This window comes from Microbacterium sp. K2 (assembly GCF_051365005.1).
GTDB lineage: Bacteria > Actinomycetota > Actinomycetes > Actinomycetales > Microbacteriaceae > Microbacterium > Microbacterium foliorum_B.
In genome coordinates this window covers 22121-43894 of sequence record NZ_JBLWII010000006.1, presented here as the reverse complement: position 1 = coordinate 43894, position 21774 = coordinate 22121, and the positions used below count along the sequence as shown (strand labels likewise).

Here is a 21774-nt window from a genome sequence, read left to right as displayed (position 1 = left end):
GAGGTGCCGACAACGATCCGGTGTCGGTCACTCTCCGCGAGAGACGCGCACCATCTCGTCACGCGGCACGACCTTGACGCGGGCACGCTCGTGCGGCGCACCGAGCGCGACCTCGTGCTCGTCGAGTCGGTGCCAGCCCTCGAGGTCGGTCCACTTGACGCCGCGTTCCTGCAGCAGCGCGGGGATCGCCTCTTCCGACGGGTCTTCCGGGTGCCACCACGAACCCTGGTCGTTGATGATGTGCCGCACGGTCTCCATGGCGTCCGACTTGGTGTGGCCGATGAGGCCGACCGGTCCGCGCTTGATCCAACCGGTCGCGTAGATGCCGGTCATCTGCTGGTTCGAGTCCTTGGCGAGCACCTGGCCCTCGCGGTTGGGGATCACACCGTGCTTCTTGTCGAAGGGCACACCCGGAAGCGGCGAGCCGAAGTATCCGATCGCGCGGTAGAGCGCCTGCAGCGGAACCTCACGCATCTCACCGGTGCCCACGGCGCCACCCTGTCCGTCGGGCTTCGTGCGCTCGTAGACGAGGGCCGCCACGCGGCCGGCTTCGTCCTTGCGGACCTCGACCGGGCGAGCCCAGAAGTGCAGGTGCAGACGACGGGATGCCGTGCCCCCCTCGTTGTTCGCATCGCCTCTGGCGTCATTGACGGACGGGCGCTTGCGCCACGACTGCAGGATGCGGTCGATGACCATGACCTGCTTGTTGCTGGCGACCGCGTCCTTCGACGCCTCGTCGTAGTCGAAGTCCTCGTCGTACACGACCATGTCGACATCACGCAGCTCTCCGAGTTCGCGCAGCTCGAGCGGAGTGAACTTGACCTGCGCGGGGCCACGGCGACCGAACACGTGCACGTCGGTGACCGCACTCGCCTTCAGCCCCTCGTAGACGTTCTCGGGAACCTCGGTGACCAGCAGGTCTTCCGCGTGCTTCGCCAGCATGCGGGCGACGTCGAGAGCGACGTTGCCGTTGCCCAGCACACCGACGGATGCGGCATCCAGCGGCCACTCGCGCGGCACGTCGGGGTGTCCGTCGAACCAGCTCACGTAGTCGGCGGCGCCGTAGGAGGCGACCGCGTCGATGCCGGGGACGTCGAGGGTGGTGTCGCGGATCGCGCCGGTGGCGAAGATCACCGCGTTGTAGTGGTTCTTCAGGTCATCGAGCGTGATGTCCTCGCCGAAGCGGACGTTGCCGAACAGACGGATGTCGCCGCGGTCGAGCACATCGCGCAGCGCATTGATGATGCCCTTGATGCGGGGGTGGTCGGGGGCGACGCCGTAGCGGACCAGGCCGTAGGGTGCCGGAAGCTGCTCGAAGAGATCGATGGAGACGTCGAACTTGCGCTCGGCCTTCAGCAGGATGTCGGCGGCGTAGATGCCGGCGGGGCCCGCTCCGACGATGGCCAGTCTGAGCTTGGTCATAAGGGATCCTTTCGTATGCCGTCACATCCGGAGCGCGCGACCCTGAGGCCGCGACACATCAACTGGAGCGTTCGACGAGGGTCTCTGCGAAGCGGGTGAGCGCTTCGCGCACGGTGCCGCGCGGGAGCGGGGCGAGCGCATCGATCGCATCCTGGGTCCAGGAGTGCGCGAGCGCGAGGGTCTTCTGAGTGCCGACGTGATCGCGCAGCTCGGTGAGCGGCCCGTCGAGGATTGCGGGGTCCGCACCCTCGGCGATGCGGGACACGCCCTCGTCGATGCGGCCGGCGAGATCGATCGACGCATCGTCGGTCTCGGCCTTCAGCAGCAGGTAGGGCATGGTCGGCACTCCGGCGCGCAGATCTGTGCCCGGCACCTTGCCCGTGTCCTCGGGCTTCGCCGACAGATCGATCACATCGTCGAGCAGCTGGAACGCGACGCCGATCTTCTCGCCGTAGACGCGCAGCGGCTCTTCGTACTTCGAGGGCGCGTTCGAGAAGATCACGCCGCCCTGGGTCGCCGCGGCGATCAGGGACCCGGTCTTGTCGGCCAGCACCTGGAGGTAGAACTCGATGGGGTCGTCGCCGGGCTGAGCGCCGATCGTCTCGTGCATCTGCCCCAGGACGAGACGCTCGAAGGTGTCGGCCTGCAGACGGATCGCCCGCTCGCCCAGTCGGGACATCAGCTGGCTCGCACGGGAGAACAGGATGTCTCCGGTGAGTATGGCGATGTTGTTGCCCCACACCGTCTGCGCCGCGGGCACACCGCGACGGCGGTCGGCCCCGTCCATGACGTCGTCGTGGTACAGCGAGCCGAGGTGGGTGATCTCCAGAGCCTTCGCGACGTCGATCACCTGGTCGGTGTTGCCGTCGCCCAGCTGTGCCGCCAGAAGAGTCAGCACGGGGCGGATGCGCTTGCCCCCCGCCTCGTAGAGGTAGCGGCTGGCCGCGTCGGCGAGTGGGTCAGCGACGCGCACATCGTCGGCGAGACCGGTCTCGACACGCTCGAGACCGTCTTCGATCGCCTGAGCGATGCGTCGCCCAGCCGTGCCGATGAAGACACGGTCGCTGAAACCGAGACGGCTCGCCAGTCGCGAACCCGGGGCTACGCGGCTCGAAGTCACGCTCTCAGCCTACCGTCGTCAGCCGTGGAGGTTCGCGCGTCGTACTCACGCGGCCTTGAACGCGCGGTGCAGTGCGACGATCCCGAACGAGAGGTTGCGGTATTCGACCTCGGTCCACCCGGCCTCGCGGATCCACGCGGCGAGCTTCTTCTGATCGGGCCAGTCGCGGATCGACTCGTTCAGGTAGTCGTAGGCGTCGCCGTTGGTGCCGGCGACGCGGGCAACCCGCGGCAGCACCTGCGAGTTGTAGAAGCGGTATCCGGCGCGGAACAGGGCACCGGGCGGGGTCGAGAACTCGTTGATCACGAGGCGGCCACCCGGCTTCGTCACGCGCAGCAGCTCGCGCAGCGCCTTCTTGGGGTCGTTGACGTTGCGAAGGGCATACGACATGGTGACGGCGTCGAACTCGCCGTCCTCGAAAGGCAGATCCGTGGCATCCGCCTGCACGAACGAGAGATTGCGGATGCTGCCGTGCCGGCGTTTGCCCTCGGCGAGCATGCCGGGCGAGAAGTCGGCGGCGACGACCTGCGCTCCGCTGCGGGCGAGGGATGCCGACGACGAGGCGGTGCCCGCACCGAGGTCGAGGATCTTCTCCCCCGGCTTCGGGGCGACGGCCCTGGTCGTGGCTGCGCGCCAGAGCGCGTCGTTGCCGACCGTCATCGCCGTGTTCGTGCGGTCGTAGCCCGCGGCGACCTGGTCGAACATGCCGCTGACGCGGGCGGGGTCCTTGCCGAGATCGGCGCGGTTTGCTTCGTTCGAGGTCACGTGCCCAGTCTAGGCGCGAGGCGCAGCGCGTCGAGGCGATCGAGCCAGAGATCCGGGGTCGCATCGTCGAAGGGAGCGGTCTGCTCGCGCACGCGCTGCTCGAGGTCGAGCGCCAGGGCCTCCAGCCTGGTGATGATCTCGGCGGGGTATCCGTATCGCACACTGTGCTCGGCCCACTCGTCGCGGTCGTCGACCCAGATGCCCCGCGGTCCATCGACCCGCACGACGTCGAGATCCATGTCGATGCCGACCGCCAGCAGCGGGTCATCGGACCAGCGCACATCCCATCCGATGTCGATGTAGACCCGCATGCCCTTCGGGTGATCGCGGTTCACCGTCAGGGCGAAGTCGGGCTGCCGCGGCACGAGCGTGACGTTGGGGGTCTCTGCGGTGAAGGCCGCCCCAGGTCGAGCACTCGGCCAACCGACCGGCTGCCCGAGCCAGTCGCCCCACTCGTCGGCGCCGAGATACACGCACTCATGCCGCCAATGCGGCGAGCCGTCCCACTTGCGCCACTGGAAGATCATCTCGGTGCCGGGTTCGGGGCGGGCGTCGCTCATGCCCTCAGCGTAGGCGGGGTCTCTCACATCCTGGTCGGCGAGCGACGAACTAGGCTGGAGACGTGAGCAGCAGGCTGGTCGTGGAGACCCGTGAGATCGATCCGGTCGAGGATCTCCTGGCCTACGCCGACCCGTCGCGGCCCCTCGCATGGCTGCGGCGCGGCGACGGCATCGTCGCCGTGGGCGACGGCGTGGTCGAGACGATCCGCATCCCGGCGGGCGCTGCGCCCATGCGCTCGGCCGCCATCGCCGCCGCCTGGCGAGACCTGGCTCAGGATGCCGAGATCGACGACGAGCTCGCGCTCCCCGGCTCCGGTCTCGTCGCCTTCGGCGCGCTGACCTTCGACGAGGGCTCCTCCGCCGACAGCGTTCTCGTCGTGCCCGCGCTCGTGATCGGCCGACACCACGGGCGCACGTGGCTCACCCGCATCCGCTCGTCGTCGACGTCACACCCTGCGCTCGACCCGCAGTCCGAGGCATCGACGATCGGCTACGGCCCCCACTGGGCCGGCACCGTGGGCCCCGGGGCGCAGAGCCCGCAGGGCTACCAGGATTCCGTGCGTCAGGCGCTGGCCCGCATCGCCGACGGCGAGCTCAGCAAGGTCGTGCTCGCTCGCGACCTCACCGGCAGCATCCCCGCCGGATCCGACCTGCGCCGCCTCGTGCGCGCGCTGTCGACCGGATACCCCGACACCTGGGCCTTCGCGGTCGACGGGTTGATCGGCGCGAGCCCCGAGACGCTCGTGACCGTGCAGCAGCGGACCGTCACCGCCCGCGTGCTGGCCGGAACCATCGGACGAGGAGCCGATGCGGATGCCGACACCGCGGCGTCGGCTCATCTGGCCTCGAGCACCAAGGATCTCGACGAGCACGAGTACGCCGTGCAGAGCGTGCTGGCCTCGCTGCGTCCGCACACTCGCGCGCTGGCTGCGAGCGAGCAGCCGTTCCTGCTCAAGCTGCCGAACCTCTTCCACCTGGCGACCGATGTCGAGGGCGAGTTGGCCGACGGCGGTTCGTCGCTCGATCTGGTCGGTGCCCTGCACCCGACGGCCGCCGTGGCGGGAACCCCGACATCGGCCGCGATCGCCGCGATCCGCGAGCTCGAGCCGTTCGACCGCGGTCGCTATGCCGGTCCGGTCGGATGGGTCGACGCGGCCGGCAACGGCGAGTGGGCCATCGCGCTGCGCTGCGCGCAGTTCACTCCCGCCGAGACCGACATCGCGGTCACCGCCTACGCGGGCGCGGGGATCGTCGCGGGCTCGGACCCCGAGTCGGAGCTGCTCGAGACCCGTGTCAAGTTCCGCCCGCTGGTCGACGCCCTCGCCTGAAGCTCGGCCTGCTCAGCTGGCCGCGAGACGCTTCTTCTCTGCCTCGACGTCGAAGTCGGCGGCCGGCCACTGCGGATCGATCTGCTGCAGTGCATCGAGCAGCAGCTCCTGCACGGCGAGGCGGGCGAACCACTTGTGGTCGGCCGGGATCACATGCCACGGCGCCGCAGCGGTCGACGTGCGATCGAACACCGTCTGATACGCCGCCATGTAGTCGTCCCAGAGCAGTCGCTCGTCGACATCGCCCGGGTTGTACTTCCAATGCTTGTCGGCCCGCTCGAGCCGCTCCATCAGCCGGGACTTCTGCTCGTCGGGCGAGATGTGCAGCATGACCTTGATGATGCGGGTGCCGGATGCCGCGACCTCGGCCTCGAAGTCGTTGATCGCGTCGTACCGGCGTTCGATCTCGTCAGCCGGGGCCAGCGACCGCACCCGGCCGATCAGCACGTCCTCGTAGTGCGAGCGGTCGAAGACGCCGATGAATCCCGGCTCCGGGAGCCGCTTGGCGACTCGCCAGAGGAAGTCGTGCGCGAGCTCTTCGTCGGTCGGCGCCTTGAACGCCGTGAGCGCGACGCCCTGCGGATCGACGCCTCCGACGACGTGCCGAACGATGCCTCCCTTGCCCGCGGAGTCCATGGCCTGCAGGATCAGCAGCACCGAGTCCTTCGCGACTCCGACTCGACTCTCCGCGAACAGCCGCTCCTGCAGCTCATTGAGCTCGTCGAGGCCGGCCGCGAGGTCGCGCTTGCCGTCGGCCTTCGCACCGCTGTACCCGGGAGTGCTCTGCGGATCGACGTCGGCGAGACGGAATCCGTCGCCGACCTGGAGGGTCTTGGCCCACTCGTGCGCTGTCATGCGTTCATCCTGCCACTGCGGACGCGCGCCATGCCGAACGAGATCAGCGCGCGAGCGGCACCTCGATCAGCTGACGACCACCGGCGGGGGTGGTGAGGGCCTGGTCGAGCGCCGTACGTGTCGTGACGCGCTGGTACTCCCAGCCGTAGGCGAGGGCCAGCTGCTCGAGGCGCACCGTGTGCGGGGTGTAGAAGGCTCTGTCGAGGTCGGCGCGCGCAGCCGTGCCCGCGACCTCCAGGCCGTCGAAGATCGTGCCGCCGCCGTCGTTGCCCACGATGACCTGGATGCGCGGTTCGTGCTCGTCCGGCGGCAGCAGCAGCGCTCCGACGTCGTGCAGGAAGGCGAGGTCGCCGAGCAGCACGCGGGTGACCCCCGGAGCTCCCCCGGCCTGGCTCGCGAGAGCGATGCCGGTGGCGGTGGCGATCGTGCCGTCGATCCCGGCGAGTCCGCGGTTGGCGTGCACCGGGACCTTCTTGCCGCCCAGCACCGAGTCGGCCACCCTGACGAGACGTGAAGACCCGAACACGAGCCGGTCGTGCGGCCACGTCGCCCGCCAGACGGCGTCGGCGAGGAGCTCACGATCGAGCGGACGGCGCACCGCTGCCAGCTCGGCCTTCACCGCATCGCGTCGAGCGGACGGATCGCTGGAGGTGAGACCGTCCTGGTCGGGAGCGCGCTCGCTGAGGTCGACGGCGTGCGCTGCGGATGCCGTGAGCCAGGCTCCGAGCCACTCGCGGTCGGCGGGGCTGGCGGCGACCGCGACGGATGCCGCGGGCCTCGTGCGGCCGTTGAGGTCGAGAGCCTCACCGCCGCGGCGGACGGCGATCACCTCGACGTCGGCCCGCGACAGCAGACGGGCCACCTCGCGGCTGAGAGTCGGATGCCCGAGCACGACGGCGCGCTCGATGCGACCGCCCAGAGCGTCGTCGCTCAGCAGCGCGCGATAGCCGTGCACGACCTGGCGTCCGAAACGGGCACCGCTGACGATCTCGGCGATCAGCGGCCAGGATCCGGCGTGCGCGACCTCTTCCGCATCGGAGCCTGCATCGGCGCCCGCGATGACGACGGTGCGCGGCCCGCGCTCGAGCACGAGCGCGTCTGCGTGGGTGGGTCGCGGAGCCTCGCCCGGTGCGATGTCGACAGCGGGCACATCGCCCGACAGCGGCTCTCGCGACGGCAGATTCAGGTGCACGGGGCCTGGAACTCCGGGGAGGCCGTGCGCGGCATCCGCTCCCATCGCTGCCGAGACGGCTCGCATCGCGAGCCCTGACCAGTCGCCGTCGCCCGGAACAGCTGCATCGATCTGCTCGCGCACCCAGGCGGCGAACATGCCCGGTTGGATGGTCGCCTGGTTGGCTCCGACGCCGCGCAGCTCGGGCGGCCTGTCGGCGGTCAGCAGCAGCAGCGGCACACCGGAGTGGAAGGCCTCCATCGCGGCGGGAAGGAGGTTCGCGGCGGCGGTTCCCGAGGTGCAGAGCACTGCGGTGGGAACCCCGGTCTCACGCGAGAGGCCCAGTGCCGTGAACCCGGCGACGCGCTCGTCGATGCGCACGTGCAGGCGCAGGTGCCCCTGGTTCGCGGCGTGCACTGCGGCGAGCGCGAGCGCCTGAGAGCGGGAGCCCGGCGAGAGCACGAGATCGCGCACACCGTGACCGATGAGGTCGGCGATCAGGGATGCCGCGGCATCCATCGCCGGCGATGCTGTCACGGACGCGTGTCCGGCGCTGTGCCGTCGGGTGCGGTGCCGTCGTCGGTCTCGTCTTCGAGCTTCGCGAGTTCCTCTTCGAGGCGGCGGATGCGGGCGTCCTGCTCGCTCTTGCTGATGCTGCGGAGGAACTGGGGGTCGTCGTCGGGGGCGACGATCCGGATCGCTCCCCCGTTGTCGTTGGCGCGGCGACGGCCGAGCGCGAACCAGAGGATCCCGCCGATGACCGGGATGAAGACCACGATGGCGATCCAGGCGGCCTTGGGCACGCCCCGGTGCCGCGTCGGCGGCTGCACTGCGCAGTCGACGATGCTGAACACCCAGAAGATGGCGGCCAGGAAGCCGCCCACGATCAACAGTCTCGCCACCCCTCTAGTGTAGGCGGGTCTGCGCGGCGTGGGCCCGCGGGGCGCCTGCAGGCGGGCGCCGATGCCCGATTGTTAGACTGCGCGCACCATGCCTGCCCCGTCGATGCGACTGCGCCACCAGGGCGTCGAGCGGATGCTGATCCTCCGGGTCGGTCTCGCGCTCGGCCTCGCCCTGCTGCTCGTGATCGGCGCGTGGTCGACATCGCACGGCAAGGCCGATGCGCACACGACACTGTGCCTCGCGCCGGGCGCGAGCGTCGCGTCGGTCTCGGGCCACCATGACGACACGAGCGTGGTCGCAACCACTCCGTCGGACGCCGGCATCGTCGTGATCGCCGCGCTCTGCTGCTTCGTGCTCGTGCTGCTGTCGCTGCGGTCGGCCAGAGGCGCAACCCTGATCCGCCGCGCAGTCGCGCTGCGCGCATCGACGCCCAGCCGTGCTGGACCGCGCCGGCATGTGCCCGCTCTCACCCTCACGCAGCTCTCGCTCTCCCGCACCTGACTTAGGCCCGCCGCTCGTCGGCGACCCCGGCCGCGCCCTCGTCGCGGTCTCATCACCCTGCCTGATCCGAACCGTTGGAGAACCCCATGAAGACCCCTGTCACAGCGACCCTGATCGCCATCGCCGTAGCGATGATCCTCGCGATCGTCGGCATCGTCTACACCATGTCGCAGCAGGCCGCCGATCCTGCTCCGCCCGAGGGCGAGAAGCTGCAGACCGTCCGCACCGACTCGCACGTGCTCGACGACGGTGGGCCCGACGCCGTCACGGTCGTCGAGTTCCTCGACTTCGAGTGCGAGGCGTGCGGCGCGTTCTACCCGATCGTCGAAGACCTGCGCGAGCAGTACGACGGCGAGATCACCTATGTGGTCCGCTACTTCCCGCTGCCGGGGCACATCAACTCGACGCAGGCCGCTCTCGCCGCCGAGGCCGCGGCAGAGCAGGACCGCTTCGAGGACATGTACCACCGGCTGTTCGAGACGCAGGCCCAGTGGGGCGAGCAGTCGGAGGAGACGCCGGAGGTGTTCCGGGCGCTCGCCGACGAACTCGGACTCGACATGACGGCCTACGACGCCGCGGTCGCCGACCCGGCGACTCTCGAGCGGGTGCTGGCCGACAAGAGCGACGGCGAGCAGCTCGGAGTGCGCAGCACGCCCAGCTTCTTCATCGACGGCGAACCCGTCGTGCTGGAGGCGTGGGGCGATCTCGAGGCCGCGATCGAGAAGGCCGTGAACGGCTGAGTCAGAGAAGGCCGCGTGCGACGAGCGCCCACTCCGCTCCATGTTCAGCCCTCGCGGTCATCTCCTGCCCTGTCCGATGTCCTCGGTACCCTCGATGACATGTCGACAGACCGTGACGGGATGCTCCCCTATCGCCGCGCACCACTCGGCACGAACGCACTGAAACGCCTCGGCGAAGCGATAGCATCCGGGGGCGAACTCACCGCTGACCATCGTGACCTTTATGAGGCGTTCATTCGGGATGCAGATCAACGCCGTGCCATCGTGCAGTCGGCAGTGAGCTCGCTACTCGCCGGGGCGGCTGATCAGTTGCCGAGAGCATCCGTGGCCGCCACCGGGCGAACGAAAACTCTGAAGACACTGCGAGAGAAACTCATTCGATCACCGCACGAGAAACTCCCAAGCATCCGCGACGTCGCAGGCGTCAGAATCGTCGCCGACTGCTCGATACTCGAGCAGCGCGTGGTAGCCGGGGTTATCGGACAGGCACTGAGCGAAAACGGCATGCTCGGTGAACTCGGTTTCTCCGGCGCCCCGCAACTAATCGATCGGCTCGAAACACCGATGCACGGGTACCGCGCGTTGCACCTCGCTGTGCGGCTCGACAACACCCCGGTCGAGATCCAGATTAGGACTGCTCTGCAGCACTCTTGGGCGGCGCTCATGGAGCTGCTATGCGACCGTTGGGGTCGTGAGCCACGATACGGGGAACCTCTTGTCGAACCTGATCCGGAGCTTCGCGCCCTGAAGATGCGGATTCTTGACGAGATGGACCAGATCTCGCTCGAGATCGCGGAGCACGAGGAAGCTGCGGGCCCGTTCGGCCTTGCAAGCATCAACCTCGACTGGTCTGAGGCGCTTGCAGGAACGGAAGCGGATCGGGTTCGTTCGATCGTCGCCGCTCATCCATCCGTCGAACCTGCTCTGGTCGCTGCCAAGCGGAATGTGCAAGAATCGCTTGCCAGGCTGCGCACGACGATTGCGGAGCTTGATCGACGTCGTGGAGAGAAGCCGTCATGATTCAGTATGTGGTCGTGTACGATCGCGCGACCGGAGAGACCTCGATTTCGGAGTTCAGCGGACCATCGGCGTCGCAGGAAGCCTTGTCGGCGCGATTCGCCGCAGAGCGGCTTGCGCGGTCGAACCAGGAAGTCGCGATCGTGAGCGCTCGCTCTCGCGATGCTCTTGCTCGCACACACTCTCGGTACTTCAAGGGAGTCGCCGGCGCGATCGACGACCTCGCGGCGGCGACCGCGTAGTTCCTGCGATCTAGTCGAGGTCGAGTCGGAGGATGCGGTCGTCGCCCTGCGAGGGGCTGCCGCGTCCGTCGGTGTTGTTCGTGAGCACCCAGAGCTCGTCGTCCGGACCGACCACGACATCGCGCAGGCGGCCGAGCTCGCCCGTGAATCGGTCGGTGCCTGACGTCAGGTCGTCGAGCGGCACGGTGCGCAGGCGCTCGCCCCGGAGGTTCGCGATCACGATGTCCGAGCCCGTCACGGCGATGCCGCTCGGGCTCGCGGCATCCGGACGCCACTGCTGCACGGGGTCGATGTAGTCGCTGTCATCGGCGATTCCCTCGACCTCGGGCCAGCCGTAGTTGCCGCCGGGCTCGATGACGTTGAGTTCGTCCCAGGTGTCCTGCCCGAACTCGCTCGCATACATCGCGCCCTCGGCATCCCAGGCGATGCCCTGCGGATTTCGGTGCCCGTAGCTGTACACGGGCGAGTCGTCGAAGGGGTTGTCGGCGGGCGCCTCGCCGTCAGGCGTGAGTCGCAGGACCTTGCCCGACAGCGCGTCGAGATCCTGAGCGCTGTCTCGATCGCCCGCGTCGCCCGTCGTGACGTACAGCATCCCATCCGGCCCGAAGGCGATGCGTCCGCCGTTGTGGTTGCCGGCGGCCGGGATGCCGTCGATGACCACCGTGGGTTCGCCGAGCGACAGCCCACCCGCATCCCCGACGATCGCTCGCCGCTCGACACGGTTCTCTCCCTCTGCGGTGAAGTACGTGAAGAGCTCGCCGTCACTCACCGCGAGCCCGAGCAGTCCGCCCTCGCCGCCGGGCTCGACTCCGTCGATGACAGCGACCTCGCGCACCTCTCCATCGGCGGAGACCTCGAGCACGCGGGCGCTGTCACGCTCGCTGACCAGAGCGACATCGCCGTGGAACGTGATCGACCACGGGGCGTCGAGGTCTTCGACGAACGACTCCGCACCCGACACCGGCGTCGCAGGCGACGGCGACGTGCAGGCCGTGAGCAGGGCGATGGATGCTGTCGCGAGCGCGATCGATGCGCGCCGACGTGCGATCGGGGAGCGGAGGGATCGATACGCGGGCATGACTCCATCCAACGCGATGCCCCGTCGCACCGCCACCGCCACATTCCGCTCCGGAACATGCGCCGCCCTCGCTACGCTGAGCGCATGACCGAGGCGCGAACCCCCACATCGCATCCTGTTCTCGCCGTGCTGCGACGCATGCCGGCCACTCTCACGATGGTCGCGGTGATCCTCGTCGTCGGCGTGGTGTGGCAGGGCCTGTGGCGTCCCTTCGAGCAGACCGACCTGTTCGACACCGTCGCGTACGGCCTGCCCAACCTCGCTCAGGGCATGTGGTGGACGCCGCTCACCGGCACGTTCTTCGTCAACGCGCCCTGGGTGTACGTATTCACGATCTCGGGATTCTGGGGCATGGCCTACCTCGAGTACCGCCGTGGGACCCGGGTCGCGCTCGCCTACTACTGGGTCGGGCAGCTCTTCGCGATCCTGGCCACCGCACTCGTGCTCTTCTTCGCCTCGCAGCTGCCGTGGGCCTGGGCTCAGGAGCAGGCTCAGGCCCTCGACGTCGGCGCCTCCGGCGGCACCATGGCGTGCATCGCCGCGGCGATCGGACTCTTCCGCGCACCGTGGCGGGTGCGCGGCTGGCTCGTGCTGCTCGGTTTCGTGTTCATCGCGATGCTGTTCTGGGGTGCGGTCGCGGATCTCGAGCATCTGCTCGCCGTGCTGCTGATCCTGGTCGTCGACCGCTCCCTGCGCGTGCAGCGGACCACCGTGCGCGAACAGCGCCTGATCGCCGTGATCTCCCTGCTGGTGCTGGGAGCGGTCGAGATCATCACGACCCTGATCGCGACGGACGGTCCGTTCGGTCCCACCGAGCCCGCATCCGGAGGATTCATCGACCTCGCGATCGACATCGTCGTGATCGTCGTGCTCGTGAACGGACTGCTGCGGGGTCGACGCTGGTCGTGGGTGCTCGTGATCCTGCTCGGACTCTTCAACATCCTGATCGCGGCGCTCGTGCTCGTGCTGATCACGGTGTTCTCGCAGGCCCAGGTCGACTTCCGCTGGGACGGCGAGACCGAGCTCGCCCTCGCCAACGGATTCCTCTGGGTGATCCTGCTCGTCTACCTGATCGCGGTGCGTCGGGCGTTCCGGGCGAAACGCAAGTCGCCGCTCGGCATCCAACCCGCCCCGACGGTCGACGACGTCAAGGCCGAGCTGCGCGCGCACGGCGGCGGGACGCTGTCGTGGATGACGACGTGGGAGGGCAACAGCTACGCGCGCAGCACCGCGGGCATCGTCGCGTATCAGCGTCGAGCCGGCGTCGCGCTCGCGCTCGCCGACCCGATCGGGCCGTCGGCGTCACGTGCCGACGCCGTCGCGGAGTTCATCCGCACCGCCGAGCTCGCCGGCCTGGTGCCCTGCTTCTTCAGCGCCGACGACGCCACGCGGGATGCCGTGCCCACGGGCTGGCGCAGTCTGGTGGTCGCCGACGACACGATCGTCGACCTGCCGGGGCTGGAGTTCACGGGAAAGAGGTGGAACTCGGTGCGCAGCTCGCTCAATCGGGCAGGCCGGGAGGACATGACCTTCCGTCTGACCCGCCTGGGCGATGAATCGTGGGGCGTGCGTCAGCAGCTCCGGGCGATCTCGGAGGCCTGGGTCGGCGACAAGGACCTCCCCGAGATGCGGTTCACGCTCGGCACGCTCGACGAGGCCGAGGATCCCGAGGTACGACTCGCCCTCGCGCTCGCCCCGAACGGCGATGTCGACGGATTCCTGTCATGGCTGCCGGTCTACGGCGAGGGCGGAACGGTGCGCGGGTGGACGCTCGACCTCATGCGGCGGCGAGACGGAGGCTTCGGGCCTGTCATGGAGTACCTGATCGGGTCGTCGGCGAAGCAGTTCTCGGAGGAGGGCGCCGAGATCATGTCGCTCTCGGGGGCTCCGCTCGCCCACGACTATCCGCCGGATGCCGGCATGATCGCCGTGCTCAGCGATCGCCTCGCCGAAGCGCTCGAACCCGTCTACGGCTTCGCGTCGCTGCACCGCTTCAAGCAGAAGTTCCACCCGCGCTACGAGACGATGTACCTGCTGTTCCGCGATGAGAGCGACCTCGCGGCGGTCGGCACGGCCCTGACGCGGGCCTTCCTGCCGGATGCCACGCTGCGGCAGTTCGCCGGCGCCGGTCTCGAGCTCGTGCGGGGCAGCAAGGACTGATTCGGCTCGTCAGCCGTCGCGCGGCGGCTTGCGCAGTCTCTTGACGTCGGTGCGCTGCTTCTTGGCCGTCAGCCGTCGCTCCTTCGATCCGCGGCTCGGCTTGGTCGCCCGGCGGGGAGGTGCGGGCGGACGCAGCGCCTCGCCGACGAGCGCCGCCAGCCGCTCTCGCGCCGCGTCGCGATTGCGCAGCTGCGCGCGGTGCTCGGAGGCGGCGATCGTCAGCACGCCGTTCACCAGCCGGCCGCTCAGCCGGTCGAGCAGACGCTCGCGCTGATGCGGCGACAGCGCGGCGCTGCTCGCAGCATCCCAGACCAGCTCCACGCGGGAATCCGCGGTGTTCACACCCTGCCCGCCGGGCCCCGACGAGCGCGAGAAGCGCCACGACAGCTCTGCCTCGGGGATCGTCAGACCCGCCGAGACCCGCAGACCGGGGCGATGAGGGGTGGGCATGCATCCATCATCCCCCGACGCGGGGTCTGCGTATCAGCCGCGGGTGTCAGCAGGCTCGAGCGGACCGCGGTTCGCGGTGCCCGCCGACTGCTGCTGCCCGACATCCTTCTTCGCGGTGTTCACGATGTGCGCCCTGCCGACGACGATCGCGGCGACGACCATGAGCCCGGCACCCAGCCAGTACGGCGCCGCATGGCTGACGGTGACGTAGAGCGCACCGGCGATCAGCGGTGCGGCCGTGTTCATCGCGGCGTTGAGGGATTGGGTCGCCCCTCCGAGCCACCCCTGCTCGTCGTCGCCGACCGCATTCGACATCGCACCGTCCAACGCGGCCGTGGCGGCTCCCTGACCGGCGGCGAGCATCAGCGCACCGACGATGAACACCCACGGCTGTGCGAGGACCGAGGCGACGACCGCGAGGCCGACGAGTCCGATCGTCTGCGCCACGATGCCGCTGATGATCACACCGCGCTCGCCGATGCGAGGAAGCAGGATGCCGAGCAGCACGCCCTGGATGAGGATGTCGATGATGCCGACGCCCGCGGTGAGGAGACCGATCTGGGTCGGCCCCCAGCTGATCGAGTCGAGCGCCAGCACGCTGAAGTTGTTGACGAAGAAGCCGAACGGCAGCGCGAGCAGACCGAAGCCGATCATCAGCCCCCGCAGCTCTCTGCGGCCGAACACTTCCGTGAAGACGCCGAACGGCTGGATCTCGCGGATCGAGATGCGCTCGATGCGGTTCTCGGGCGCGAGACTCTCGGGGAGCAGGAAGATGCTGAGGATCGCGATCGTGAGAGCGACGGCCGCGGTGAGGAAGACCGGAAGCTGCAGGCTCACGGCCGCGAGTAGTCCGCCGATCGCCGGGCCGATCATCATGCTGATCCCCGAGAGGGCACCGAGCAGGCCGAACCGCTGAGCGCGCTTCTCGGGTGGGGTGATGTCGGCGAGGTAGGCGAAGAGTGCCGGCAGGTCACCGGCGGTCGCCCCCTGGATGACGCGTGCGAGGACCAAGACCCAGATCGCGCCGCCGATGCCGAAGAGGGTCATCGCGAACGCCGCTCCGAACGCGGCGGCGATGATCACCGGGCGTCGACCGAAGCGGTCGGAGAGGCGACCGAGGAAGGGGGCGACCAGGAACGCGCACAGGCCGTTGACCGCTTCGAGCACACCGACCCAGATCGCGAGATCCCCTTCGTGCGACACGTACTGCAGCACGACGAAGGGCAGGACGGGGAGCACGACGGTCATCCCGATGACGGTGAGCATCGTCAGCACGATGAGCATGATCCAGGCGCGCTTGTCGCTGCGCGCGGGCGATGTTTTAAGTGAAGTCACTCCGAAACTGTATCAATACCAGTTTTGGTGTCAAGCCAGTTTTGGATCGAATGCGCGATACGGTGGGGGCATGACGAATACCGAGCCGCTCGGACGCCGTGAACGCAAGAAGGCGGCGACCCGCAAGAACATCTCCGACGTCGCGACGAAGATGTTCCTCGAGCGGGGGTTCGACAACGTCAGCATCCGCGAGGTGGCCGATGCCGCGGACGTCTCGCCCACCACCGTGTTCGCGCACTTCCCGCAGAAGGAGGCGCTCGTGTTCGATGAGGACGACGAGCAGCGCGACCGGCTCGTCGCCGCCGTGCGCGACCGCCGGGACGGGATCACGATCAACCGGGCGATCCACGACTTCTACGCCGCCGAGGTCGGCGCCAACATCGACGAGCACGGCGACGACGTGGCACGGATCTTCATCCGCTTCCTCAACGAGACACCGGCCTTGCGCGACTATGCCGCGAAGATGTGGCTCCGCCACGAGGACGCGCTGTCGGATGCGATCGCCGACGAGCTCGGGCTCACCGAGCCGACGGCGGAGATCCGGGTGTACTCGCGATTCGTCCTGCAGATGCAGCTGCTCGTTAACGAGCACGACGACCAGCTCGGAATCCTCGACGCCGGCTTCACGGTGCTCGAGAACGGGTGGGCTCCGGTGGAAGCGGGGATCGTCGAGAGCAACGGTCGATAGGCCCGCGGCTCGGAGCACAGCGTGAACTCCTACCGACCGGATGACTGGGACGCGAGCTCGGAACATCCGTCGACGATCCGCGCGCCGTACGATTGCGTTTTCGTAATAGGTGGGTCTCGGTCGGCGATGCCAGGATGGTGACATGGCATTCGGGATGGCCCGTGACGTGCTGCGCCCCACGGACACTCCGCGCGCGGATCGAGTGACCTATGTCGAGCTGTTCTTCGACCTCCTGTTCGTCCTCGCGTTGACGCAGCTGTCCGCCTACCTCTATGAGAACCAGACCCCTCTGGGCGCCTTCGAGGGGGTCATCATGGTGTGCGCACTGTGGTGGGCGTGGGTGTCGACCACCTGGGTGACCAACTGGCTCGACCCCGTGAAGCTCCCCGTGCGCGCGGCGGTGATCGCGCTGGCTTTCGTGGCGCTCGTGATGAGCGTCTCGATCGCAGAGGCGTTCGGCGAGCGCGCATGGGCCTTCGCGATCGCCTACGTGGTCTTCCAGGTCGGGCGCACGGTCTTCATCGTGTGGGCGACAGCCCGTCACGACCCGCGGGCGGCCCGCGATTTCTCGCTCATCCTGTGCTGGACGGTCGCCGGTGGCGGGCTATGGATCGTCGGCGCACTCCTGCCCCTCGGATGGCAGCTGCCGCTGTGGGCGGCAGCGCTGGCACTCGAGCTGCTGGGCACCGTGCTCGGTTTTCCGGTCCCCGGATGGGGGAAGGTTCAGCTGCGCTCCTGGGATCTCTCGGGCCCGCACATCGCCGAGCGCACGTCCCTCTTCGTGCTCATCGCGCTGGGCGAAGGCTTGCTGGTCACGGGCTTCGCGTTCGTCGACAAGGAGTCGTCCGTCGCATCCATCGCTGCGATGTCGACGGCGTTCGTGGCTGCAGCGGCGGCCTGGTGGATCTACTTCGATCATGGTGAACGCGTAGGCGCCGAGGCGATCGAGGCGTCGGATGAACCGGCCCGGCTCGCCCGCACCGCCTACACCTGGGTGCATCTTCCGATCATCGCCGGCATCGTTCTGATGAGCGTGGGCGACAAAGAGATGCTCGCGCTTCCCGACCAGCGCGGCCTCGCCGCGACGGTCGTGGTCGTCGGCGCCCCCGTCCTCTTCCTCGCCGGCACCGCGCTGTTCCGTCGCGTGCTCGAAGGGCGCTGGGTGCGAGCTCAGCTCGCCGGACTGGCGGTTCTCGTCCTGCTCGCCGGTGTCGGGTTCGCAGGTGTCGTCGTCGACGCACTGACGCTGTCGATCACGACCGCGGTCGTTCTCGTCGGTGTCGCGGCCGGCGAGACCGTAGAACGCCTGCGTCGCGGTCGCCGCTCGGGGGGCTGACCGCAGACGAGTCCAGGGCGAGCATCCCCGGTCTGCTCGCGAAGCCGGACGGAAGATCGGGAGTTCAGAGCCCGAGCAAGTGGACGCGACGGCGGGAGTCGAACCCGCAACGCCTTCAGGTATGAGCTGAGGCCCGGGACCGCCCGGATCGCCGCGATGGGAATGACGCTACCGGGGTGCGATCAGGAAGGCCAGGATCGTTGCGGGGATTGACAGAGTGAGTCCGCGCATGACAAGGGTCGTCACGCCGCGTCATACGGCGGCGTCCGACGAGCGGTGTAGCGTCGCGGACATGGCAGCCGCAGACACTCCCGCGACGACCCCGCAGAAGACCCACCGCTACCTCCGTCTCTCGCTGGTGCTGATCGTGTTCACGCTGCTCGTCGCCGTCGCGCTGCAGAGCGTCGTCGTCCTGTGGGAGCCGCTGATGTTCGGCTGGAACCCGCTCGACTCGATCAGCCATGCGGTCTACACCCCGACGCGCGACGTCTTCGTCGGAGCGCTGATCGCGGCATCCGTCGTCCTTCTCGCTCTCTCGGGTCGCAGCCGCGCCACGACTCTGCTCGACGTGTGCGCAGTCTTCGCGCCGCTCATCGCGATCGTCCCGACCGGGCTCGCCGACACTCGTGCGGTCGGCCACATCCCGTGCCCGGTCGCGACGGACTGCATCCCGGCGGGCTACGTCGGCAGCGCCAAGGCCGGCATCGCCGTCTACGCCGTGGCGGTGGTGGCCGTGGTGATCACGATGGCCGTGATCCGCCGCCGCACGCGCACCCCGAACCGGGCAGCTGTGCTGGTCTCGGCGATCGCGCTCGTGACGGCCACTGTGGTCGCGGCCCTCGCCTTCGCGCCGGCGCTCAACGAGAACTTCCCGTTCAACTTCTGGCCGGTGCACAGCATCCACTTCGCGGTGACACTGGTGTTCTTCGGAGTGTTCGCGGCGGTGCCGATCCTCTACGCGGGCGGCCCGCTCGACCCCGGCGAGACCCCGCCCACGCCCCGCCAGCGATCGATCTACCGATGGATCGCGGGACTGCTGATCGCCGACCTCATGCTGCTCGTGGTGGCGGTGCTCTTCCGCCAGACCTTCGGCGAGACCCCCGTCGTGCTCATCGGCGAGACCGTCGCCCTGATCCTGTTCGGGGCTTTCTGGTGGGTGCAGACGTTGCAGCGGTGGAACGACCCGAACCCTCCTTCGGTCGCCGCACCCCGCCCCTAGTCGCGCGAATCGGGCGACGGCGCATCGAGCGCCCGCAGCAGCCGCTGCACCGACTCCCGCAGCTCGGCGCGATGCGGCTCAGGGAAGCTGGTCGTGTATTCGACGCCCTCGGGGATCCAGAGCAGCGCGTACATCGCCTCGCGCCAGTCCGAGCCGCCGAAGGGCCAGCGCGTGCGATTCTCTCCCTCGGGAGTCGCGCCCTCCGACCAGGGCCCGAACATGTCCTGCATCTCGGGGAACGGCAGCTGCATCACGGCATCCGCCTCGATCTTCTGCGGCGACCACGACGCGGCGATGAGCACCCGCTCGTCGATCTCCTCGGTCGAGATCTCTCGTCGCGTGAACAGCACCCTGGTGTGCTCGACCGAGACGATCCGGTCGACGCGGAAGGTCCGCCAGTCATCGCGGTCGAGATCCCAGCACAGCAGGAACCATTTGCGGCCCGAGGGAGCGAGCGCGTGCGGCTCGACCCGACGCGCGCTCTCGGCCCCCGCTCCGTCGACGTAGCGCATCCGCAGACGCTCGTGGTCTCGGGTCGCGAGAGCGATCTCCCCCAGCACGACGGGCGAGACCACCGGGGAGTCGCCGATGCGCGGTGGCTGCACGGCGGCGGCGAGCGCATTGACCCGCTGACGCAGCGCGGACGGCAGCACCTGCTCGAGCTTCGCGAGCGCCGTCAGGGTCACCTCGGCACCGCCCACGAGCTGCTGCGTCGCCGCGACCCGGAGACCGATCGCCATCGTCACCGCCTCATCGTCGGTGAGCAGCAGCGGGGGCACCGCGCTGCCGGCCTCGAGGCGGTATCCGCCTGCGGCTCCGGGCGTCGACTCGACGCGGTACCCGAGCTCGCGCAGCCGGTCGACGTCGCGGCGCACCGTGCGCTCGGTGACGCCGAGCCTGCTCGCAAGTTCCGTGCCCGGCCAGTGCCGGTGCGTCTGCAGCAGATTGAGCAGGGCGAGGGCTCGGGTGGTGGTGTCGGACATGTCTCAAGAATCTCAGACAACGAGGACAGAATCTGTCCTGGTTGCTTCGTACTCTCTGAGTATGTCGAACGAATCCATCATCGAAACCGAAGGCCTCACCAAGGTCTTCACCGTCAAGAAGACGTCGGTCGAAGCGGTCACCGACCTCTCCTTCACCGCGGTGCGCGGCGAGCTCGTCGCGTTCCTCGGTCCGAACGGCGCGGGCAAATCCACGAGCCTGCGGATGCTGACCACGCTCATCCCGCCGACGTCGGGGACCGCCCGCGTCGTCGGCCACGACATCCGCACGGATGCCGCCGGAGTCCGCGCACGCATCGGCTACGTCGGTCAGCTCACGAGCGGCAGCTTCTCGCAGCGGGTGCGCGATGAGCTGCTCAGCCAGGGCGCGTTCTACGGCATGAGTCGGCGCGACAGCATCCGTCGCGCCGACGAGCTGATCGAGTCCCTCGATCTCTCCTCGTTCGCGACCCGCACGGTGCAGCAGCTCAGCGGAGGACAGAAGCGCCGGCTCGACATCGCGCTCGGCCTCATGCACGCGCCGCCTCTGATCTTCCTCGACGAGCCGTCGACCGGGCTCGACCCGCAGAGCCGCGCGAACCTCTGGGAGCACATCCTCGATCTGCGCACCCAGCACGGCACGACCGTCTTCCTCACCACGCACTACCTCGAGGAGGCCGACCGCTACGCCGAGCGGGTGATGGTCATGGACAAGGGCCGCATCATCGCCGACGACGACGCGGCAGCGCTCAAGGCGACCCTCGCCGGCGACGTGCTCACCTTCGGCTTCGCGAACGACGCGGATGCGGCGAACGCGCGCGCCGTCGTCGCCCGCCTCAGCGCCGCCGAGGTGTCGCTCGACGGCGAATCGCTGTCGCTGGCCGTGCCGGACGGCGACCGACTGCTGCCGGTGATCGTGCGCGAGCTGGATGCCGCCGGCATCCTCGTCCGTCGGGCGACCGGCGTGCCGCCCACGCTCGACGATGTGTTCCTCGCGCTCACCGGGCGCACACTGCGCGAAGCGGGCGAGGGCAGCGCCGATGCACCCGAATCCGACGCCGAGACGGGTGTCGAGAACGACAAGACAGGAGTCCTCTCATGACCATTACGACCGACACCCTCGTGCGCGCGAACCTCGTGCGCGACACGAAGAACGTGCTGACCCGCGAGCTCAAGCCGGTGCTGCGCGACCCGTTCACACTGATCTTCAGCCTGCTGCAGCCGCTCGTGTTCCTGGGCCTGTTCGCGCCGCTGCTGATCGGCGGCTCCGGTCAGCCCGCCGGAGAGACCCTCGCCTGGTTCGTGCCCGGCGTACTCGTGATGATCGTGCTGTTCGGCACCGGCGCCACCGGCTCGAACCTGCAGTACGAGATGATGACCGGCTCGCACGAGCGCACGCTGGTCGCGCCGCTCGCGCGCTCATCGCTGCTCGTGGGTCGTGCACTCAAGGAGATCGCGCCGATCGTGGTGCAGGCGCTGATCATCGTGCTGATCGCGTGGCCGTTCGGGTTCGCGATCAACGTGCCTGGGCTGCTCATCGGGCTCGCGCTGCTCGCGGTCTTCGGCGTGGGCCTCGGCTCGCTGTCGTACTCGCTGGCACTGGCCACCAAGGACCGCGAGTGGCTGTTCTGGGGAGTGCAGCAGTCGCTGATCTTCCCGCTGCTGATCCTGTCGGGCATGCTGCTGCCGCTCGACGACGGGCCCGACTGGATGCGGGCGGTCGCGTCGGTCAACCCGGTCAACTGGGTCGTGCAGGCCGAACGGGCGCTGTTCGCGGGCGACCTGGGCGATCCGACCGTGCTGTGGGGGTGGATCTCGGCGCTGGCCGTGGCGGTCGTCGGGCTCGTGGTGGGAGTACGGGCTATCCGTCGCAGCAGCTGACGCGACACGTCCGCACCGCCGAC

The 21774-nt window shown here is 68.8% G+C and carries 22 protein-coding genes and 1 tRNA gene; 11 read left to right on the top strand and 12 right to left on the bottom strand.

Annotated elements, in window-relative coordinates; genetic code table 11:
* Nucleotides 1-27: 27 nt before the first annotated feature.
* The 4 genes from ACLKOY_RS15255 to ACLKOY_RS15240 are packed head-to-tail and all read right to left on the bottom strand — an operon-like array spanning nt 28 to nt 3867.
* Nucleotides 28-1422: an FAD-dependent oxidoreductase gene (locus ACLKOY_RS15255; RefSeq protein ID WP_436454419.1), complete on the bottom strand. Its 1395-nt coding sequence runs from the start codon at nt 1420-1422 to the stop codon at nt 28-30.
* Between the two features lie 58 nt (nt 1423-1480).
* Nucleotides 1481-2542 carry a polyprenyl synthetase family protein gene (locus ACLKOY_RS15250; RefSeq protein ID WP_436454418.1) on the bottom strand — a complete coding sequence of 354 codons (1062 nt, stop codon included), beginning with the start codon at nt 2540-2542 and terminating at the stop codon, nt 1481-1483.
* Nucleotides 2543-2587: 45 nt separating this feature from the next.
* The gene (locus ACLKOY_RS15245) at nt 2588-3307 is read right to left on the bottom strand and encodes a class I SAM-dependent methyltransferase (RefSeq protein WP_140037928.1); all 720 of its coding nucleotides are present in this window, start codon (nt 3305-3307) and stop codon (nt 2588-2590) included.
* Nucleotides 3304-3867, bottom strand: coding sequence for a hypothetical protein (locus tag ACLKOY_RS15240; protein ID WP_436454417.1), 564 nt, complete (start codon nt 3865-3867; stop codon nt 3304-3306). The genes ACLKOY_RS15245 and ACLKOY_RS15240 overlap by 4 nt, the downstream gene beginning before the upstream one ends.
* Before the next feature lie 62 nt (nt 3868-3929).
* On the opposite strand from ACLKOY_RS15240, the gene ACLKOY_RS15235 reads away from it, so the two are divergent.
* On the top strand, nt 3930-5195 hold the full coding sequence (locus tag ACLKOY_RS15235) for an isochorismate synthase (RefSeq protein ID WP_436454416.1): 1266 nt from the start codon (nt 3930-3932) through the stop codon (nt 5193-5195).
* A 12-nt stretch (nt 5196-5207) separates the two neighbouring features.
* On the opposite strand, the gene ACLKOY_RS15230 is transcribed toward ACLKOY_RS15235, so the two are convergent.
* Genes ACLKOY_RS15230 through ACLKOY_RS15220 form a run of 3 tightly spaced genes read right to left on the bottom strand, consistent with a single transcriptional unit; the run spans nt 5208 to nt 8123 of the window.
* Nucleotides 5208-6050 (bottom strand): polyphosphate kinase 2 family protein, encoded by an 843-nt coding sequence (locus ACLKOY_RS15230; RefSeq protein WP_436454414.1) that lies wholly within the window; start codon nt 6048-6050, stop codon nt 5208-5210.
* 43 nt (nt 6051-6093) lie between these two features.
* A complete protein-coding gene (menD, locus tag ACLKOY_RS15225; protein ID WP_436454596.1) occupies nt 6094-7740 on the bottom strand; it encodes a 2-succinyl-5-enolpyruvyl-6-hydroxy-3-cyclohexene-1-carboxylic-acid synthase in 1647 nt (548 codons plus the stop codon).
* A gap of 14 nt (nt 7741-7754) precedes the next feature.
* On the bottom strand, nt 7755-8123 hold the full coding sequence (locus ACLKOY_RS15220; RefSeq protein WP_363574630.1) for a PLDc N-terminal domain-containing protein: 369 nt from the start codon (nt 8121-8123) through the stop codon (nt 7755-7757).
* Between the two features lie 88 nt (nt 8124-8211).
* Between ACLKOY_RS15220 and ACLKOY_RS15215 the strand changes: the two genes are divergently transcribed.
* The 4 genes from ACLKOY_RS15215 (at nt 8212) to ACLKOY_RS15200 (ending at nt 10624) form a co-directional block, all read left to right on the top strand.
* Nucleotides 8212-8625, top strand: a complete 414-nt coding sequence (locus ACLKOY_RS15215) for a hypothetical protein (RefSeq protein ID WP_436454413.1) — start codon at nt 8212-8214, stop codon at nt 8623-8625.
* A gap of 86 nt (nt 8626-8711) precedes the next feature.
* Nucleotides 8712-9365 carry a DsbA family protein gene (locus ACLKOY_RS15210; RefSeq protein ID WP_436454412.1) on the top strand — a complete coding sequence of 218 codons (654 nt, stop codon included), beginning with the start codon at nt 8712-8714 and terminating at the stop codon, nt 9363-9365.
* A 99-nt stretch (nt 9366-9464) separates the two neighbouring features.
* Nucleotides 9465-10385, top strand: coding sequence for a hypothetical protein (locus ACLKOY_RS15205; protein WP_436454411.1), 921 nt, complete (start codon nt 9465-9467; stop codon nt 10383-10385).
* Nucleotides 10382-10624, top strand: a complete 243-nt coding sequence (locus ACLKOY_RS15200) for a hypothetical protein (RefSeq protein WP_436454410.1) — start codon at nt 10382-10384, stop codon at nt 10622-10624. The genes ACLKOY_RS15205 and ACLKOY_RS15200 overlap by 4 nt, the downstream gene beginning before the upstream one ends.
* A 10-nt stretch (nt 10625-10634) precedes the next feature.
* Here the strand turns inward: ACLKOY_RS15200 and ACLKOY_RS15195 are convergent, their stop codons facing one another.
* Nucleotides 10635-11702 carry a PQQ-dependent sugar dehydrogenase gene (locus ACLKOY_RS15195; protein WP_436454409.1) on the bottom strand — a complete coding sequence of 356 codons (1068 nt, stop codon included), beginning with the start codon at nt 11700-11702 and terminating at the stop codon, nt 10635-10637.
* 84 nt (nt 11703-11786) lie between these two features.
* On the opposite strand from ACLKOY_RS15195, the gene ACLKOY_RS15190 reads away from it, so the two are divergent.
* Nucleotides 11787-13862 (top strand): bifunctional lysylphosphatidylglycerol flippase/synthetase MprF, encoded by a 2076-nt coding sequence (locus ACLKOY_RS15190; protein ID WP_436454408.1) that lies wholly within the window; start codon nt 11787-11789, stop codon nt 13860-13862.
* A 9-nt stretch (nt 13863-13871) separates the two neighbouring features.
* On the opposite strand, the gene arfB is transcribed toward ACLKOY_RS15190, so the two are convergent.
* Nucleotides 13872-14312 (bottom strand): alternative ribosome rescue aminoacyl-tRNA hydrolase ArfB, encoded by a 441-nt coding sequence (gene arfB, locus ACLKOY_RS15185; protein WP_363574616.1) that lies wholly within the window; start codon nt 14310-14312, stop codon nt 13872-13874.
* A gap of 33 nt (nt 14313-14345) precedes the next feature.
* Complete coding sequence (locus tag ACLKOY_RS15180; protein ID WP_436454407.1) at nt 14346-15647, bottom strand: MFS transporter; 1302 nt, start codon at nt 15645-15647, stop codon at nt 14346-14348.
* A gap of 70 nt (nt 15648-15717) precedes the next feature.
* Between ACLKOY_RS15180 and ACLKOY_RS15175 the strand changes: the two genes are divergently transcribed.
* Together ACLKOY_RS15175 and ACLKOY_RS15170 are read left to right on the top strand one after the other, a co-directional pair.
* On the top strand, nt 15718-16335 hold the full coding sequence (locus ACLKOY_RS15175) for a TetR/AcrR family transcriptional regulator (RefSeq protein ID WP_436454406.1): 618 nt from the start codon (nt 15718-15720) through the stop codon (nt 16333-16335).
* Between the two features lie 142 nt (nt 16336-16477).
* Nucleotides 16478-17671 (top strand): low temperature requirement protein A, encoded by a 1194-nt coding sequence (locus tag ACLKOY_RS15170; protein WP_436454404.1) that lies wholly within the window; start codon nt 16478-16480, stop codon nt 17669-17671.
* An 80-nt stretch (nt 17672-17751) separates the two neighbouring features.
* Here the strand turns inward: ACLKOY_RS15170 and ACLKOY_RS15165 are convergent.
* A tRNA-Met gene (locus tag ACLKOY_RS15165) sits at nt 17752-17827 on the bottom strand.
* Between the two features lie 136 nt (nt 17828-17963).
* On the opposite strand from ACLKOY_RS15165, the gene ACLKOY_RS15160 reads away from it, so the two are divergent.
* Nucleotides 17964-18890 carry a hypothetical protein gene (locus ACLKOY_RS15160; RefSeq protein ID WP_436454403.1) on the top strand — a complete coding sequence of 309 codons (927 nt, stop codon included), beginning with the start codon at nt 17964-17966 and terminating at the stop codon, nt 18888-18890.
* On the opposite strand, the gene ACLKOY_RS15155 is transcribed toward ACLKOY_RS15160, so the two are convergent.
* Nucleotides 18887-19873 carry a helix-turn-helix transcriptional regulator gene (locus ACLKOY_RS15155; RefSeq protein WP_436454402.1) on the bottom strand — a complete coding sequence of 329 codons (987 nt, stop codon included), beginning with the start codon at nt 19871-19873 and terminating at the stop codon, nt 18887-18889. The two genes, ACLKOY_RS15160 and ACLKOY_RS15155, sit on opposite strands and share 4 nt — an antisense overlap.
* Nucleotides 19874-19934: 61 nt before the next feature.
* On the opposite strand from ACLKOY_RS15155, the gene ACLKOY_RS15150 reads away from it, so the two are divergent.
* The gene (locus ACLKOY_RS15150; RefSeq protein ID WP_436454401.1) at nt 19935-20972 is read left to right on the top strand and encodes an ATP-binding cassette domain-containing protein; all 1038 of its coding nucleotides are present in this window, start codon (nt 19935-19937) and stop codon (nt 20970-20972) included.
* Nucleotides 20969-21751, top strand: a complete 783-nt coding sequence (locus tag ACLKOY_RS15145; protein ID WP_436454400.1) for an ABC transporter permease — start codon at nt 20969-20971, stop codon at nt 21749-21751. The genes ACLKOY_RS15150 and ACLKOY_RS15145 overlap by 4 nt, the downstream gene beginning before the upstream one ends.
* The last annotated feature ends 23 nt before the right edge of the window (nt 21752-21774 follow it).

Bases quoted from the DNA above. Each gene is read 5' to 3' on its own strand.
- ACLKOY_RS15255 (WP_436454419.1), bottom strand. From the start codon at position 1,422: ATGACCAAGCTCAGACTGGCCATCGTCGGAGCGGGCCCCGCCGGCATC.
- ACLKOY_RS15240 (WP_436454417.1), bottom strand. From the start codon at position 3,867: ATGAGCGACGCCCGCCCCGAACCCGGCACCGAGATGATCTTCCAGTGG.
- ACLKOY_RS15230 (WP_436454414.1), bottom strand. From the start codon at position 6,050: ATGACAGCGCACGAGTGGGCCAAGACCCTCCAGGTCGGCGACGGATTC.
- menD (WP_436454596.1), bottom strand. From the start codon at position 7,740: ATGGATGCCGCGGCATCCCTGATCGCCGACCTCATCGGTCACGGTGTG.
- ACLKOY_RS15215 (WP_436454413.1), top strand. From the start codon at position 8,212: ATGCCTGCCCCGTCGATGCGACTGCGCCACCAGGGCGTCGAGCGGATG.
- ACLKOY_RS15210 (WP_436454412.1), top strand. From the start codon at position 8,712: ATGAAGACCCCTGTCACAGCGACCCTGATCGCCATCGCCGTAGCGATG.
- ACLKOY_RS15205 (WP_436454411.1), top strand. From the start codon at position 9,465: ATGTCGACAGACCGTGACGGGATGCTCCCCTATCGCCGCGCACCACTC.
- ACLKOY_RS15200 (WP_436454410.1), top strand. From the start codon at position 10,382: ATGATTCAGTATGTGGTCGTGTACGATCGCGCGACCGGAGAGACCTCG.
- ACLKOY_RS15195 (WP_436454409.1), bottom strand. From the start codon at position 11,702: ATGCCCGCGTATCGATCCCTCCGCTCCCCGATCGCACGTCGGCGCGCA.
- ACLKOY_RS15190 (WP_436454408.1), top strand. From the start codon at position 11,787: ATGACCGAGGCGCGAACCCCCACATCGCATCCTGTTCTCGCCGTGCTG.
- arfB (WP_363574616.1), bottom strand. From the start codon at position 14,312: ATGCCCACCCCTCATCGCCCCGGTCTGCGGGTCTCGGCGGGTCTGACG.
- ACLKOY_RS15175 (WP_436454406.1), top strand. From the start codon at position 15,718: ATGACGAATACCGAGCCGCTCGGACGCCGTGAACGCAAGAAGGCGGCG.
- ACLKOY_RS15170 (WP_436454404.1), top strand. From the start codon at position 16,478: ATGGCATTCGGGATGGCCCGTGACGTGCTGCGCCCCACGGACACTCCG.
- ACLKOY_RS15160 (WP_436454403.1), top strand. From the start codon at position 17,964: ATGGCAGCCGCAGACACTCCCGCGACGACCCCGCAGAAGACCCACCGC.
- ACLKOY_RS15155 (WP_436454402.1), bottom strand. From the start codon at position 19,873: ATGTCCGACACCACCACCCGAGCCCTCGCCCTGCTCAATCTGCTGCAG.
- ACLKOY_RS15150 (WP_436454401.1), top strand. From the start codon at position 19,935: ATGTCGAACGAATCCATCATCGAAACCGAAGGCCTCACCAAGGTCTTC.
- ACLKOY_RS15145 (WP_436454400.1), top strand. From the start codon at position 20,969: ATGACCATTACGACCGACACCCTCGTGCGCGCGAACCTCGTGCGCGAC.